This window comes from Bacillus cereus group sp. BfR-BA-01522, from assembly GCF_022662635.1.
Classification (GTDB): Bacteria; Bacillota; Bacilli; order Bacillales; family Bacillaceae_G; genus Bacillus_A; species Bacillus_A cytotoxicus.
Genome location: NZ_JAKUDY010000002.1, coordinates 345,070 through 360,020, shown reverse-complemented (window position 1 = coordinate 360,020; position 14,951 = coordinate 345,070). Strand labels below are relative to the sequence as shown.

Below are 14,951 nucleotides of genomic sequence, written 5' to 3'. Positions count from 1 at the left end.
ATATCACCCCATCAATTCAAAATGATAAGAAGCGGCGCTTAACGCATAGAGCGGTGCCGTTTCTGTTCTTAAAATTCTTGGTCCTAAACTACATGGTACAAATTTATATTCACGAAGTGCGGATACTTCTTCCTCACTTAAACCACCTTCTGGACCAAATACAATGAGCAGTTTTTGGCCAGGTTCAATGGTTGTAAGAGCTTTTGCAAAATTTGCTTTTTCACCTTGCTTCGCCTCTTCTTCATAGGCAACAAGACAAACATCATACTCTTTACTCATTTCAAGCAATTGTTTAAATGATACTGGAGCATATACATGCGGAATTTCTGTCCGGTGTGATTGCTCCGCAGCTTCCTTCACAATCTTTTTTAAACGTTCTACTTTTTTATCCGTTTTTTTCGCATCCCATTTCACGATTGAACGCGATGCTTGAAATGGCAAAAATGCAGCTGCCCCAAGCTCAGTTCCTTTTTGAAAAATTAACTCAAGCTTGTCTCCTTTCGGCAGTCCACTAGCAATCGTTACGAGTATGGGTAACTCGCTCGTTGTCTCTATCCATTCTACAATAGTGCTATCGACAAATTCATTGGTAATTTCAGCAATTGTACACGCTGCCGTTTTCCCATTTACACAACAATAGATGTGGTCTCCAGCTGACATACGCATCACTCTGGCAATATGATGTACATCATCGCCAACGATACGAATCGTTGTACCATTTACATTCTTCTCTTCTACAAAATAACGTTGCATCTCATCACCTTAGTAAAGTTTCGTTCCTTTCGTAAGCCCATACTTACGAAAAGAACGAAACATTCTCATTTTAATAGAACAAACGGCAAGTCCCTCACCTTTATAGCGAGAGACTTTTCCGTTCATATATTTATAAAATATATATTACGCATTTTGTGCAATGATTGCTACCCAATCTTCCATTCTTAACACTTCTTTAATTGTAAATCCAGCTTTCTCTAGCGCTTCGGAAATTGTTTTTTCCTTAGCTGCAATAATGCCAGACGTAATAAATAATCCGCCTTGTTTTACAACCCTTGCTGCGTCTTCAGGGAACATAAGGATAATTTCCGCAAGTAAATTTGCTACAATTAAATCGACCGGTCCTTCAATACCTTCTAACAAGCTATTTTGCCCTACCGATACAACATCATCTGTTTTATTTAATCGGACATTCATCTCCGCGCTTTCCACTGCTACTGGATCTAAATCATAAGCTTGAACAGAAGCTGCCCCTAGTTTAGCCGCCGCAATACTTAATACTCCTGAACCAGTCCCAACGTCAATGACTGTATCCCCAGGCTTTACTGTTTTCTCTAACGCACGAATACACATCGTTGTCGTTGGATGCGTTCCTGTCCCAAAGGCCATACCAGGATCTAACTCAATAATCTTTTCATCTGGAGAAGAAGGTGTATACTCTTCCCACGTTGGCACAATTGTAAATGTATCAGAAATTTGAACTGGATGATAATATTTTTTCCAAGCAGTAGCCCAATCTTCCTCATCAACTTCATTAATTGTAATGTTCCCTGTACCAATTTCAATGTCGTAAGACGGAAGTACATCAATAGATGATTTTAAACTTGCAATTGTTTCTTGTAAAGAATCCGTTTGCGGGAAATACGCTTTTATTACTACTCCATCCGCTGGATACTCAGCTGGGTTGAGTGCATAAATTTCACCATACTGCTGCTCACGTTCTTTTGTAAGCTCTGCCGGGTCTTCAATCGCTACACCGCTAGCACCTGCTTCGTGTAAAATATGAGAAACAGCTTCTACTGCTTCTTCTGTTGTATGAATACTAATTTCTGACCATTTCACAATTTACCAACTCCATTTTTCGTTTCCATTATTCTCCTTTGAAAGCTCGTTTAAGCTTCCCAAACAAGCTGTCGTCTTTGTCTTCTTGCCCTGCAAATTCACGCAATAATTCTTTTTGATGCGCTGTTAAATTTGTCGGTACCACGACGCGAACGACTACATATTGGTCTCCTTGACCATAACCACGTACATTTGGAGCACCTTTTCCTTTTAAGCGGAATTCTGTACCTGTTTGTGTTCCTGCTGGAATTTTCAGCTTCACTTTCCCATGAACAGTTGGCACTTCCACTTCAGCACCAAGTGCTGCTTGCGCAAACGTTAATGGCATTTCACAAATAATATGATCTCCATCACGCTCAAAGAATTCGTGCTCTCTTACATGAACAACTACGTACAAGTCTCCCGCTGGCCCTCCGTTTACGCCAGCTTCCCCTTTACCGGCAACACGAATTTGTTGACCATTATCAATACCTGCTGGAATTTTAACGTTAATTTTTTTACGTTTACGTACTTTTCCAGTTCCGTGACATGTTGTACATTTTTCTTTAATCATTTGGCCTGTTCCTGAACAATGTCTACATGTTTGACGATTTACAATACGACCAAATGGTGTGTTTTGTTCTACACTGATTTGACCTGTTCCTGAACAATATTTACATGTTTCTTTTGTAGTTCCTGGTTTAGCCCCACTACCGTGACATGTATCACAAGGGTCTTCTACTGGAATCTCCACATTTAATTCTTTACCAAAAATCGCCTCTTCAAACTCTAGCGTCACTTGATATTGCAAGTCTGCACCTTGACGCGGTGCATTTGGATCACGACGTCTGCTACCTCCGCCAAAGAATGAGCTAAAGATATCTTCAAATCCAAAACCACCACCAAAGTCTCCGCCGCCGAAACCTTGACTTGAACCAGCGTGACCAAACTGATCATACTGCGCACGTTTTTGCTCATCACTTAGCACTTCGTATGCTTCTTGAACTTCTTTAAATTTTTCTACTGCATTTTCTTCTTTACTTACGTCTGGATGATATTTTTTAGCCAAACGACGATACGCTTTTTTAATTTCATCTTTTGAAGCACTTTTACTTACGCCAAGCACCTCATAATAATCTCGTTTACTCATAAAATCGTAACCCCCGAATCGTTCACATAAACGTAATTTTAACATTGAAAGAAAGTGCTTTGCAACAAACTTCCCTCTCTTACAATATGCAACAAGAAAAACGTAAGAGCCTTCTTAAAAGACTTAGGCTCTTATTAAGCCTTATTCGTGAAAAAAGCCAAAGTCAAGGCACGCTTGACTTTGACTTTTTGTCATCTTACTTATGCTATTTTACTTTATTATTTATCTTCTTTTACTTCTTCAAACTCAGCATCAACTACATTGTCATTTTTTGCACCAGCGTTTCCTTGTGCACCTTCTGCTTGCTGAGCACCAGCAGCCGCTTGAGCTTGCTCATATAATTTTACAGTTAATTGTTGTACGATTTCTTGAAGAGCATCTTTTTTCGCACGAATTTCATCAAGATCATTTTTCTCAATCGCTGCTTTTAAAGCATCTTTTGCTTCTGTTGCTTTTGCAACTTCAGCTGCATCTACTTTACCTTCTAAATCTTTTACAACTTTATCTGTTTGGAATACAAGTTGATCTGCTTCGTTACGAAGTTCAACTTCTTCTTTACGTTTTTGGTCAGCATCAGCGTTTGCTTCTGCTTCTTTTACCATACGTTCTACTTCTTCATCAGAAAGACCTGAAGAAGATTGAATTGTAATTGCTTGTTCTTTATTTGTTCCTAAGTCTTTTGCACGTACGTTAACGATACCGTTCGCATCGATGTCGAATGTTACTTCGATTTGTGGAATACCACGTGGTGCTGGTGGGATATCAGTTAACTGGAAGCGACCTAATGTCTTATTATCAGCTGCCATTGGACGTTCACCTTGTAATACGTGAATATCTACCGCAGGTTGGTTGTCAGCTGCAGTTGAGAACACTTGTGATTTGCTTGTTGGAATTGTAGTGTTACGTTCAATTAATTTTGTAAATACTCCGCCCATTGTTTCAATACCTAAAGAAAGTGGAGTTACATCTAATAATAGAACACCTTCTACATCACCAGTAAGCACACCGCCCTGTACAGCAGCACCTAATGCTACTACTTCATCAGGGTTAACGCCTTTATATGGTTCTTTACCAGTTTCACGTTTAATTGCTTCTTGTACAGCTGGAATACGAGTAGAACCACCAACAAGAATAACTTTATCTAAATCACTTGCAGAAAGACCAGCGTCTTTTAAGGCACGACGAGTTGGTTCTAAAGTTCTTTCAACAAGGTTCGCTGAAAGTTCTTCAAATTTCGCTCTTGTTAAGTTTAGTTCTAAGTGTAATGGACCAGCAGCTCCAGCACTAATGAATGGTAATGAAATTTGAGTTTGTGTTACACCAGAAAGATCTTTTTTCGCTTTTTCAGCAGCATCTTTCAAACGTTGAAGTGCCATTTTATCTTGACTTAAATCAATGTTGTTTTCTTTTTTGAATTCAGCAACTAAATAATCGATGATTACTTGGTCAAAGTCGTCACCACCAAGACGGTTGTCACCAGCAGTTGAAATAACTTCGAATGTTCCATCTGCTAACTCAAGGATCGATACGTCGAATGTACCTCCACCTAAATCATATACTAGAATTTTTTGCTCTTCATCTTGTTTTTCTAAACCGTAAGCAAGAGCTGCTGCTGTTGGTTCGTTAATAATACGTTCTACTTCTAAGCCAGCGATACGACCAGCGTCTTTTGTTGCTTGGCGTTCTGCATCGTTAAAGTATGCTGGTACTGTAATAACAGCTTTTGTTACTGGCTCACCTAAGTACGCTTCAGCAGAAGCTTTTAAGTTTTGTAAAATGATTGCAGAAATTTCTTGAGGTGTATATTTTTTACCTTCAATTTCTACTTTGTAGTCTGTACCCATATGACGTTTAATAGACATAATTGTATTTGGGTTTGTAATTGCTTGACGTTTTGCAACCTCCCCAACTTGACGCTCATCATTTTTGAATGCTACAACAGAAGGTGTTGTACGGTTGCCTTCTGGGTTTGGGATAACCTTTGGTTCTCCACCTTCCATAACAGCTACACAAGAGTTTGTTGTACCTAAGTCAATACCGATAATTTTACTCATGGCGAAACCTCCTACATTTATGTAAATTATTGATTTACTTTTACCATTGATGGGCGAATCACACGGTCCTTCAGTTTATAACCTTTTTGAAATTCTTCTACAACCGCGTTAGATTCAAATTCGCTGTCTTCTACTTGCATAACAGCTTGGTGTTCATGAGGATCAAACTGCTTTCCAACAGCTTCAATCATCTCAACACCTTCTTTATTTAACGCTTCTAACAATTGACGATACACCATTTCCATTCCTTGTAATAAGGATTTCGTTTGCTCATCACTTGCTTCCACTTGCATCGCTCTTTCAAAATTATCAAGAGCAGGTAAAATATCTGATACAAGACTTTGCGCTCTATATTTTTCCGCCGCTTGCTTATCAAGCTGAACACGGCGTTTGTAATTTTCAAAATCAGCTTGTAGACGCAACATGCGACCTTCCGTTTCCGTCAATTTCGCTTGCAATTCATCTACTTTTTCTTGTAAAAGAGCCGCCTCACTTTTTTCTTCTACTACAGTTTCTTCAGTTGCTTCTTCTGTTACAGATTCTTCACTGTTTTTTTCTATAGTAGCTTCTTCAGTTTGCGCTTCTTTTGTCTCTTCAACCACTTGTTCGTTACGCTCTTCCACAACTTTCACCTCCTTAAAAGTGTTCAAGTGCTCACACTGAGCATGAGCACCCAAGCATATATTTATGTTACCCACCAGCAATGATTTTCTTTCATTACTCGAGCGAATTTATTATTTTGATTTATACAGCCCATTTAATCCCTCTGTAAAGTGTTTTGTGAATAATTGTAAAAGGGTAATAACTCGGGCATAATGCATTCTCGTCGGACCTAATATTGCAATTGTTCCAAGCTGTTCTTCTCCAACAGAATACGTCGCAGAAATCAAGCTGCAATCTTCCATTGCCATTGAGGAATTTTCGCGACCAATGTTCACTTGAATTCCTACTTGTTTCTTACGTAAAATATCGTAAAATTCAGCTTCGTTATCGATCATTTCTAACAAAGAACGCACCTTTTGAATATCATGGAACTCCGGTTGAGCAAGCATATTAGCTTTTCCCCCAAAGTATATCTTTTCCGATAAAGGCACTTGAAATGTACCGTCTAATATTTTCATTGCACTATCATAGTTATGGACATACTTATGAAGAACTGTCACAACTTCTTTTACAATTTTATTGTGTAATTCTACCATAGGTACACCAAATAGTTTTTCATTTAAAATATTAACCATTTTTTCTAAATCTGATAAATCAACAGATTCCGGAACGGTAATCGTCTTGCTTTGTACATGCCCTGTATCAGTTACAATAATTGCGACTGCTGTCTTTCGGCCCAGCGGAATAATTTGTACATTTTTGAGTTTATTTGTACTCAATTTCGGCCCAAGAACGATTGCTGTATAATTTGTGAGTTCGGACAAAATTTGAGCTGATTGCTGTGCAACCTTTTCTGCTTCAAAAATTCTTTCAGCAAATAAATCCTTAATTTGTACAATTTCCTCAGCGGACAAGCGTTGTGGCGCTAATAGATGATCCACATAAAATCTGTATCCTTTTTCTGAAGGAATACGTCCTGAAGAACTATGTGTTTTTTCAATAAACCCTAGTTCTTCTAAATCGGCCATCTCGTTTCGAATGGTAGCCGAACTAAATGTAATTTCATCTTTTTTAGCTAACGTTCTTGATCCAACAGGCTGTGCTGATCCGATAAAATCATCAATGATTGTTTGTAAAATTAAGAGCTGACGTTCCGTAAGCATCTCATCATCACCTCTGTTAGCACTCTTTATCCCCGAGTGCTAAATCTATTACTAACTTACCAAAATTGACATTCAATTGTCAACGGAAACGTCCCGAATTCGTGAAACTTTTTCCACAGAAATAATTTCGTTAATCCACTAAGAACGATTGAAACACTTCATTTCCTAGTAACTTCCCTGTTCTTGTCAAACAAACATGACCATCCTTCTCCTCAAGTAATCCATGTGCTTTATTGTGGGCCAATTGATTCGCAAAGACGTCCTCCATCTTCACCCCAAATTTCTGCTGGAATGCTTTTTTTAAAACGCCTTTTGTTTTTCGAAGTCCTAAGAACAATTCTTCTTCCATTCTCTCTTTTTCCGTTACTTGATGAACATCTAGATAAGGGAACCCTGTTTCGTCGATTTTAGCAAAATATTGTTTCAACGGACCAACATTTTGAATTCGTTCACCATTTATATAACTATGTGCCCCAGCGCCGAACCCATAGTAAGCTTCATTATTCCAGTATGTGAGATTATGTCTACTTTCATGACCTTCTTTTGCAAAATTACTAATTTCATACTGATGATACCCATGTTTCTCCATTTCATCCATGACCATCTCGTACATTTTTGCTTCATGTTCTTCACCTGGTAGCCGTAATTTTCCTTTATTCATTAAATTGTAAAATACTGTTTTCGGTTCAACAATTAAAGAATACGCCGAGAAATGCTGCACTCCAAGTGTAAAAGCGATATTTAACGTTTCTTTTACATCTTCAATTGTTTGCCCTGGCAATGCATAAATTAAATCAATATTAATATTTGTAAATCCTACTTCCTGCGCTTCACGAATGGCAACAAACGCATCTTCTCTCGTATGCTTACGCCCGATTTTTTTCAATAGTTCATCGCGAAATGTTTGCACACCAAAACTAATTCGGTTCACGCCTCCTTCTAATAGAAGGTTTAACTTTTCTTTTGGCAAATCTCCAGGATTCGCTTCAAACGTTACTTCACAGTTTGGAGCAAACGGTCGTAAACGACGATTTATAATATCGAGCAATTTTTTTGTCTGCTTCATATTTAACGCTGTCGGTGTCCCTCCTCCTACAAATATCGTTTTCATCTGCTTAAAAGGAGCCTTTTGCACCGTATTCACGATTTCCTTTTCTAAATACTCTAAATATTGATCAACAGGCTGACGCTCAATAAATACTTTATTAAAATCACAATAGTGACAAATATGCTGACAAAATGGAATATGGATATATGCAGCTTGCATCAAATTTTACTCCTACCTTTCTAAAAAGAGAACCTCCACGTTTCGGAGGTTCTTTACTTCTCTAACCCATCACGAATTTGTTTCATTCGCATTTTCCCCCAATCATACATCATTTCGACGATTGGTAAAAGCGTCATGCCTAAATCCGTCATAAAATACTCTACACGAGGTGGCACTTCTGGATATACTGTCCGATCCACAATTCCATCTTCCATTAATTCCTTTAATTGATTTGATAGAACTTTATGAGAAATATTCGGAAACAATCGTTGTAACTCACTGAAGCGATGAGGCCCCTCTACCCCCAGGTGCCAAAGAATGACAACCTTCCACTTCCCACTAATAATAGAAAGCGTTAGTTCCTTCTCACAATTAAAATCACCATTTCTTATTTTTTCTTGAATATCTTTACGAATATTTTCAGACATCAGTAGTCTCCTAACTTTTCTTACATAGTTACTTTTTCGTTACCTTGTCACTCAAAAGTGCATTCTTCCATATTACACTTTTATTCCTTACAATAAATAGTGTCATCACTATTGTAAAGGAGAGATATAAAGATGTCTAAAAAAGTATTAATGTTAACTGGCGATGCCGTTGAAGCACTAGAGGCTTACTATCCATATTACCGTTGTCTTGAAGAAGGATTTGATGTAACAATCGCTTCTCCAACAAATACAGAAAAATTACACACTGTTGTTCATGACTTTGAGGATTGGCAAACTTTCACAGAGAAACGCGGCTATCAACTTGAAGCGCATGCGGCTTTCGATGATGTAAACCCTGAAGAATACGATGCTTTAATTATTCCTGGTGGACGCGCTCCAGAACATATCCGTATGCACCCTAGTTTCCCACATCTTGCTAAACATTTCTTTGAAGCAAATAAACCAATTATGATTTTATGTCATGCCGCTGTTGCTTTAACAGTAATTAAAGACGTTTTAAAGAACCGCGAATTAACAGCGTATACAGCTTGTCGTCCAGAAGTTGAAGCATGCGGTGCAACTTACATCCAAACTCGCTTCCATGTTGATAAAAATTTAATTTCTGGTCACGCATGGAACGACCTTCCACAACTTATGGGCGAATTTATTCACCAACTAAAAAAATAAAGGAAACCGCTAAAGCGGCTTCCTTTTTTTATTTATCATCGTCCATTCGTAATACAGCCATGAACGCTTCTTGTGGTACTTCTACCGATCCAACAGACTTCATGCGCTTTTTACCTTCTTTTTGTTTTTCAAGCAATTTACGCTTACGCGAAATGTCACCACCGTAACATTTCGCAAGTACGTTTTTACGCATCGCTTTAATTGTAGAACGCGCTACAATTTTATTTCCGATCGCAGCTTGAATTGGTACTTCGAACTGTTGTCTTGGAATTAATTCTTTTAACTTTTCTACGATTACTTTACCGCGATCATACGCAGAGTCTCGATGTACGATAAATGATAATGCATCGACCTGTTCTCCATTTAATAAGATATCCATCTTCACTAGCTTAGACACTTGATATCCGATTAATTCATAATCAAATGAAGCATATCCTTTCGTATTCGATTTCAGCTGATCAAAGAAATCATATACAATTTCTGAAAGCGGGATCTCATACGTTAATGTAACACGTGTTTCATCTAAATATTGCATATCAATAAACGTACCGCGTTTTCCTTGACAAATTTCCATAACCGCACCTACATAATCGTTCGGCACCATAATAGATGCTTTTACATACGGCTCTTCTACACGATCAATAGACTGTGGATCTGGCATATTAGATGGGTTATCTACAACAATTTCTTCACCATTTGTTAAATACACTTTGTAAATAACACTTGGTGCTGTTGTAATTAAATCAATTTTAAATTCACGTTCAATACGCTCTTGAATAATTTCCATATGAAGAAGTCCTAAGAAACCACAGCGGAAACCGAAGCCAAGCGCTTGTGATGTTTCTGGTTCAAACTCTAAAGCTGAGTCATTTAATTGTAGCTTTTCTAACGCTTCACGAAGATCATTATAACGAGCTGTATCAATTGGATATAGACCACAGAATACCATCGGATTTAATTTGCGGTAACCTGGTAATGGTTCTGCTGCTGGACGTTTCGCATGTGTAATTGTATCACCAACACGCGTATCTCCTACGTTTTTAATAGATGCCGCTAAGAAGCCAACATCACCTACCGTTAACTCATCTCGCTGCGTTGTTTTCGGTGTAAACACACCAACTTCGGTTACTTCAAACTCTTTACCAGTTGCCATCATGCGTACTTTATCGCCTACTTTTACTGTACCATTTACAACGCGGATATATGCGATTACACCGCGATATGGGTCATATAAAGAGTCAAATATCATACATTGTAGCGGCTCTTCTGGGTCACCATCTGGAGCTGGTACTTTCTCAACAATTTGTTCCAAAATTTCTTCAATACCAATTCCTGCTTTTGCAGAAGCAAGCACAGCTTCTGAAGCATCCAATCCAATTACGTCTTCTACTTCTTGACGAACACGTTCCGGATCAGCACTTGGTAAATCAATTTTATTAATAACCGGTAAAATTTCTAAATCGTTATCCAATGCTAAATATACGTTCGCTAATGTTTGCGCTTCAATTCCTTGCGCTGCATCTACAACAAGAATTGCACCTTCACAAGCCGCTAAACTACGAGATACTTCGTACGTAAAGTCGACGTGTCCTGGCGTATCGATTAGATGAAGGATATATTCCTCACCATCTTTCGCCTTATACGTTAATTGAACTGCATTTAATTTAATTGTAATACCGCGCTCACGCTCTAAATCCATAGAGTCAAGCAATTGAGCTTTCATTTCGCGCTGTGTTAACGCATTTGTTTTCTCTAAAATACGGTCTGCTAACGTTGACTTTCCGTGGTCAATGTGAGCAATGATAGAGAAGTTACGAATTTTGGACTGTCTTTTTGCTCTTTCTTCTTTGTTCATCTATGTTCTCAACTCCTAATAGTCTCGCCAATATACACTAGCACTGATTATATCAATAGAGCAGCAAAGATTCAATGAAAACTCGTGCTACTTGCAAGACAAATCATTCTATTTTTATCTTATGCGAGTACACATTAAGAGACAAATCTTTTTCAAACAAAGAGCTCGTCACAACAGTATAGCTTTTTGGACGAGCTGAACAAAAATAATAAGTGTCAATTCCTATTTCTATTTTTCGCTAGAGGCAAAAGGATGAATTTCATCTCGCTATTTTAGGGCAGTAACAGTCCGATTGGCAAGGGCTCATAATCAGTGGAGGGTGAAGAACTCCCGCTAATTAAAATTTCACTTTGTCGGTCCATCGCTATCTCATGTCGAAGTGATGATATATTTTGATTTTGTGCTCACGCCATCATAAAAGGGGGCTTTTTACAACTTTCTAAATTAGAATGCTCCTAACGCATTAAAAATTCCTCTAATTTTTCCAATTGTTATATCTAGTCCAAACTTTACAATGTTACGAGTCAATTCCGCAATTTTCATTCCAACACCTTCTACTATATTAAAACTTCTAATTTTTTCTAACTGTTTTTGTTTTTCATTTGCAGAAAACGTCTCGCTCAAAATCTCTGTTTCCATATTTCCTTGTTTCGTTCCTGTCATATGAGCTATTTGTTCATATGTCGGCTGCCGATATCCTTTCATACTCTTCAATCCATAGTTTGCCATTCCAATTCCAGCAAGCATGATAAACAAACAGAAAATCACACCGCACACACATTGCAACGAAAAGCGACTCAATGTGTATATGCTCCTGTATTATCTTGATCAATTTGATGATGAAGCGCTGCATTTAAACCACTTGCGATTACATTTGCCATATCTTCAATAAATGCATCTACTTCTTTTGGTGTCACCATTAAGTTATGTCCAAGCGGAGCCAATACTTCATAAATTAATTTTCGCTTTTCCTCTTCTTCTAACATACCTACAGCCCCTAAAAACATATTTCGACTTTTTTCATCCGGCATATCTTCCTCTGTTAATTTCTTTTTCTCACCAAATGTAAATCCTGCTGGTAATAAAGAACGAGAAGGCTTATCTCCTTCCTTCATTTCGCGTCCAAAATGTTTTAAAATAAAGTCAATCGTGTCACTCGTAATAGAAACAGCATCTACAACTGTTGGAACACCAATTGCGATTACAGGAATACCAAGCGTTTCTTGACTAAGTTCTTTTCTTTTATTCCCTACTCCAGAACCTGGGTGAATCCCTGTATCTGAAATCTGTATCGTACTATTTACTCGTTCAATAGAACGTGCCGCCAAGGCATCAATTGCAATTACAAAATCCGGCTTTGTTTTTTCGATAATACCGAAAATCACATCGCTCGTTTCAATTCCGGTAATCCCCATGACACCCGGCCGAATCGCACTAACAGGACGATATCCATCCTCCACACTTTCAGGTTGCAATTTAAAAAGATGGCGCGTTACAAGGACATTCTCTACAACAATCGGACCAAGTGCATCTGGTGTTACATTCCAATTCCCTAATCCAACGATTAAACAACTCGCTTCCTTCTTAACCCCAATCTCTTCCAAAAAATAAGCAAATTCTTTTGCGAAAATACGCTCTACTTTTCGTTGCAGTTCTGTATCTTGCTGACGAATCCCCTGCACTTCAAGTGTTAAATAATTTCCAGCCTTTTTACCCATTGCTTCCGAAGCACTCTCATCAATCGTCACTTTCGTAATCGTCATCCCTTCCTCTTCACGCTCTTTTATAATCACCCCTTGAATACCGGTGTTTTCTTGTTGCCGTTCTTGCAACATTTGATGCGCCTCTACCGCAAGGTCAGTTCTAACAGCATATTTACTTAAATCCAATGGTTCTTTCATCGTATCTCCTCCATAATTTATAGTAAATATAGTTAGATTTCCCAAAGTTCTACGGAGCCATTCTTTCCTTTATATGAAATTTCATCGATATCGCTATTGCAATTATCTCCACCGTTTGATAGAATATCACTTGTTCTATGTAAGTATCGAGTCACTCGATCGCACCAGGGAGGTGAAAAGTATGGCAAACATCAAATCTGCTATCAAACGCGCTAAACTTAGCGAAGAGCGTCGTGCACATAACGCTTCTATCAAATCTGACATGCGTACTGCTGTTAAAACTGTAGAAGCTTTAGTTTCTAATAACGATCTTGAAAATGCTAAAGAAGCTTTCAAAACTGCTTCTAAAAAACTTGACAAAGCAGCTCGTAAAGGTCTTATCCACCAAAACGCTGCAGCTCGTCAAAAATCTCGCTTAGCGAAAAAAGTAAACGCGTAAGACGTTTAAAAACGATCCATTTGGGTCGTTTTTTTATATACAAAAAGTTCATGCTAATTGTCGCATGAACTTTTCCGGTCACATATGATTCAGTCTCATTAAGAAAAATTCTAGAACTAACTTCTTATCCATTTTCCCTGTTTTCATACTATAGTCCGCTTCCGCTAACTCGAAAATTACCTTTTTCAATTCTTCAAATGAGAAAAGTTTCGTTTGATTCATCGCCAATTTTACTCGGTACGGATGAACACCAATATGCGAAGCAATTTGATTTTGTCCGTATCCTCGCTGCTGTAGTTCTTTTACTTGATGTAATAAACGGAATTGACTCACTAGCAACGCTAATAATTTAATTGGTTCTTCCTGTTGTGTAAATAAGCCATCTAATATTTTCATTGCTCCTGCTATATCTTTTTTTACGACTTTTTCTGTTAAGGCAAAAACATTTTGCTCAACTGACTTCGGTACAAGTTCACTTACAAGTTTTGTTGTAATGTCTCCGCCCGTTCCAACATACAGTGTTAACTTATCCATTTCCTTTGCTAACATTGTTACATTGCTCCCTACGAGCTCCAAAAGCAAACTTACAGCCGCCTCTTCAACATGCACATGAACTTCTTCAGCACGCTTTACAATCCATTTCCTAACATCTTGTACTTGCATAGCATTCGCTTCTACTACCTCAGCCGTTTTCTTTAATAACTTCGTAATTTTTTTTCGCTCATCTAACTTTTCATATGGAGCGATAAAAATCATGATCGAAAATGGAGATGGTTCAGCAATATATTCCTCAAGGATTTTTATATTTTGCTCCAATTTTTCTTTCTGTGATGTTAAAAATAACGGGGACTTTATTAATAATATTTTTCGCTCTCCAAAGAATGGAAGCGTCCTTGCATCCTCTACTACATCCTCTAAATACGCCTCTTCTAAATCATATGTAACAATATTAAAATCACGATCTTCTTCGGCAAGTGCCTCTACTGTAATTAAATCGATTGTTTCATTTATAAAATAGGCTTCCGTTCCATACAATAAATAAAACGGAGCAAACTGTTTCTTTTTAATTTTCTTATGTATATCACTCATACTTTTCCTACTCCCTAATTTGGCAATATACCTTTATACTACTGGTGGATGTAATGTTTTACAAGTCCAAAGGAACAGGTATTTGCCTGTTCCTTTATTTATATAAAACGCCACGCAATAAGCCCCGGGAATCTTATTGGTGTGCGGTAAACCACTTTACTTTTATTATTTACAGCAACCCTCCAAGTATAAGTACCAACTGTTAACATACTTGGTAATGTAAATCTTTCTTATTTTTTGGGATATTCACCTTCTAAAAAAGAGAATACACGGGATACTCTTACTATCTATGCGGAGAAATTGTAGATTTTTTTCTGACAATATTTTATACTAAAGTGGAATGTTGGGGAGGGATGCTAAATGAATGAATTTGAGCAAAACGTTCAAAGCAAACGTAATGATGCTGTTGATTCAGGGGTAGGATTTATCGTCTCATTTGGTTTTTTCGCAACACTTTTTATTATTGCAACAATCATTAAATTTATAGGTTCCTAAAGACC

General features: G+C 37.8%; 15 protein-coding genes. 3 read left to right on the top strand and 12 right to left on the bottom strand.

The genetic code is table 11. The features are described 5' to 3' along the window. Positions 1-3: 3 nt before the first annotated feature. The 8 genes from MR059_RS04435 to MR059_RS04400 all read right to left on the bottom strand — a co-directional run bounded on the left by MR059_RS04435 (position 4) and on the right by MR059_RS04400 (position 8,480). Positions 4-753, bottom strand: a complete 750-nt coding sequence (locus MR059_RS04435; RefSeq protein ID WP_012095500.1) for a 16S rRNA (uracil(1498)-N(3))-methyltransferase — start codon at positions 751-753, stop codon at positions 4-6. A 144-nt stretch (positions 754-897) separates the two neighbouring features. Next, a complete protein-coding gene (prmA, locus tag MR059_RS04430; RefSeq protein WP_012095501.1) occupies positions 898-1,836 on the bottom strand; it encodes a 50S ribosomal protein L11 methyltransferase in 939 nt (312 codons plus the stop codon). Between the two features lie 28 nt (positions 1,837-1,864). Next, positions 1,865-2,965 carry a molecular chaperone DnaJ gene (gene dnaJ, locus MR059_RS04425; protein ID WP_012095502.1) on the bottom strand — a complete coding sequence of 367 codons (1,101 nt, stop codon included), beginning with the start codon at positions 2,963-2,965 and terminating at the stop codon, positions 1,865-1,867. A 218-nt stretch (positions 2,966-3,183) separates the two neighbouring features. Next, positions 3,184-5,019, bottom strand: a complete 1,836-nt coding sequence (gene dnaK, locus MR059_RS04420; RefSeq protein WP_012095503.1) for a chaperone protein DnaK — start codon at positions 5,017-5,019, stop codon at positions 3,184-3,186. 26 nt (positions 5,020-5,045) lie between these two features. Beyond that, positions 5,046-5,642 carry a nucleotide exchange factor GrpE gene (gene grpE, locus MR059_RS04415; protein WP_012095504.1) on the bottom strand — a complete coding sequence of 199 codons (597 nt, stop codon included), beginning with the start codon at positions 5,640-5,642 and terminating at the stop codon, positions 5,046-5,048. 111 nt (positions 5,643-5,753) lie between these two features. After that, positions 5,754-6,785: a heat-inducible transcriptional repressor HrcA gene (hrcA, locus tag MR059_RS04410; RefSeq protein ID WP_012095505.1), complete on the bottom strand. Its 1,032-nt coding sequence runs from the start codon at positions 6,783-6,785 to the stop codon at positions 5,754-5,756. Between the two features lie 130 nt (positions 6,786-6,915). Then, the gene (gene hemW, locus MR059_RS04405; protein WP_087095353.1) at positions 6,916-8,055 is read right to left on the bottom strand and encodes a radical SAM family heme chaperone HemW; all 1,140 of its coding nucleotides are present in this window, start codon (positions 8,053-8,055) and stop codon (positions 6,916-6,918) included. Between the two features lie 50 nt (positions 8,056-8,105). Further along, a complete protein-coding gene (locus tag MR059_RS04400) occupies positions 8,106-8,480 on the bottom strand; it encodes a winged helix-turn-helix transcriptional regulator (RefSeq protein WP_012095507.1) in 375 nt (124 codons plus the stop codon). 132 nt (positions 8,481-8,612) lie between these two features. Between MR059_RS04400 and MR059_RS04395 the strand changes: the two genes are divergently transcribed. Then, positions 8,613-9,167, top strand: coding sequence for a DJ-1/PfpI family protein (locus MR059_RS04395; protein WP_012095508.1), 555 nt, complete (start codon positions 8,613-8,615; stop codon positions 9,165-9,167). Positions 9,168-9,195: 28 nt separating this feature from the next. Here the strand turns inward: MR059_RS04395 and lepA are convergent, their stop codons facing one another. The 3 genes from lepA to gpr all read right to left on the bottom strand — a co-directional run bounded on the left by lepA (position 9,196) and on the right by gpr (position 12,923). After that, the gene (lepA, locus tag MR059_RS04390) at positions 9,196-11,022 is read right to left on the bottom strand and encodes an elongation factor 4 (protein ID WP_012095509.1); all 1,827 of its coding nucleotides are present in this window, start codon (positions 11,020-11,022) and stop codon (positions 9,196-9,198) included. Positions 11,023-11,466: 444 nt separating this feature from the next. Then, complete coding sequence (locus MR059_RS04385) at positions 11,467-11,823, bottom strand: DUF3679 domain-containing protein (RefSeq protein ID WP_012095511.1); 357 nt, start codon at positions 11,821-11,823, stop codon at positions 11,467-11,469. Then, complete coding sequence (gene gpr / locus MR059_RS04380; RefSeq protein WP_012095512.1) at positions 11,820-12,923, bottom strand: GPR endopeptidase; 1,104 nt, start codon at positions 12,921-12,923, stop codon at positions 11,820-11,822. Before gpr ends, MR059_RS04385 begins: the two co-directional genes overlap by 4 nt. A gap of 181 nt (positions 12,924-13,104) precedes the next feature. Between gpr and rpsT the strand changes: the two genes are divergently transcribed. After that, positions 13,105-13,362, top strand: a complete 258-nt coding sequence (gene rpsT / locus MR059_RS04375; protein ID WP_012095513.1) for a 30S ribosomal protein S20 — start codon at positions 13,105-13,107, stop codon at positions 13,360-13,362. 78 nt (positions 13,363-13,440) lie between these two features. On the opposite strand, the gene holA is transcribed toward rpsT, so the two are convergent. Next, on the bottom strand, positions 13,441-14,451 hold the full coding sequence (holA, locus tag MR059_RS04370; protein WP_012095514.1) for a DNA polymerase III subunit delta: 1,011 nt from the start codon (positions 14,449-14,451) through the stop codon (positions 13,441-13,443). Positions 14,452-14,811: 360 nt separating this feature from the next. Here holA and MR059_RS04365 point away from each other — a divergent pair, with 360 nt between their 5' ends. Beyond that, positions 14,812-14,946 (top strand): YqzM family protein, encoded by a 135-nt coding sequence (locus MR059_RS04365; protein WP_041810028.1) that lies wholly within the window; start codon positions 14,812-14,814, stop codon positions 14,944-14,946. Positions 14,947-14,951 lie beyond the last annotated feature (5 nt).

What these genes read in the sequence shown, in the direction of transcription:
- rpsT (WP_012095513.1), top strand. Translation starts at nt 13,105, where the DNA reads ATGGCAAACATCAAATCTGCTATCAAACGCGCTAAACTTAGCGAAGAG.
- holA (WP_012095514.1), bottom strand. Translation starts at nt 14,451, where the DNA reads ATGAGTGATATACATAAGAAAATTAAAAAGAAACAGTTTGCTCCGTTT.
- MR059_RS04365 (WP_041810028.1), top strand. Translation starts at nt 14,812, where the DNA reads ATGAATGAATTTGAGCAAAACGTTCAAAGCAAACGTAATGATGCTGTT.
- lepA (WP_012095509.1), bottom strand. Translation starts at nt 11,022, where the DNA reads ATGAACAAAGAAGAAAGAGCAAAAAGACAGTCCAAAATTCGTAACTTC.
- MR059_RS04400 (WP_012095507.1), bottom strand. Translation starts at nt 8,480, where the DNA reads ATGTCTGAAAATATTCGTAAAGATATTCAAGAAAAAATAAGAAATGGT.
- dnaK (WP_012095503.1), bottom strand. Translation starts at nt 5,019, where the DNA reads ATGAGTAAAATTATCGGTATTGACTTAGGTACAACAAACTCTTGTGTA.
- MR059_RS04435 (WP_012095500.1), bottom strand. Translation starts at nt 753, where the DNA reads ATGCAACGTTATTTTGTAGAAGAGAAGAATGTAAATGGTACAACGATT.
- hrcA (WP_012095505.1), bottom strand. Translation starts at nt 6,785, where the DNA reads ATGCTTACGGAACGTCAGCTCTTAATTTTACAAACAATCATTGATGAT.
- gpr (WP_012095512.1), bottom strand. Translation starts at nt 12,923, where the DNA reads ATGAAAGAACCATTGGATTTAAGTAAATATGCTGTTAGAACTGACCTT.
- dnaJ (WP_012095502.1), bottom strand. Translation starts at nt 2,965, where the DNA reads ATGAGTAAACGAGATTATTATGAGGTGCTTGGCGTAAGTAAAAGTGCT.
- MR059_RS04395 (WP_012095508.1), top strand. Translation starts at nt 8,613, where the DNA reads ATGTCTAAAAAAGTATTAATGTTAACTGGCGATGCCGTTGAAGCACTA.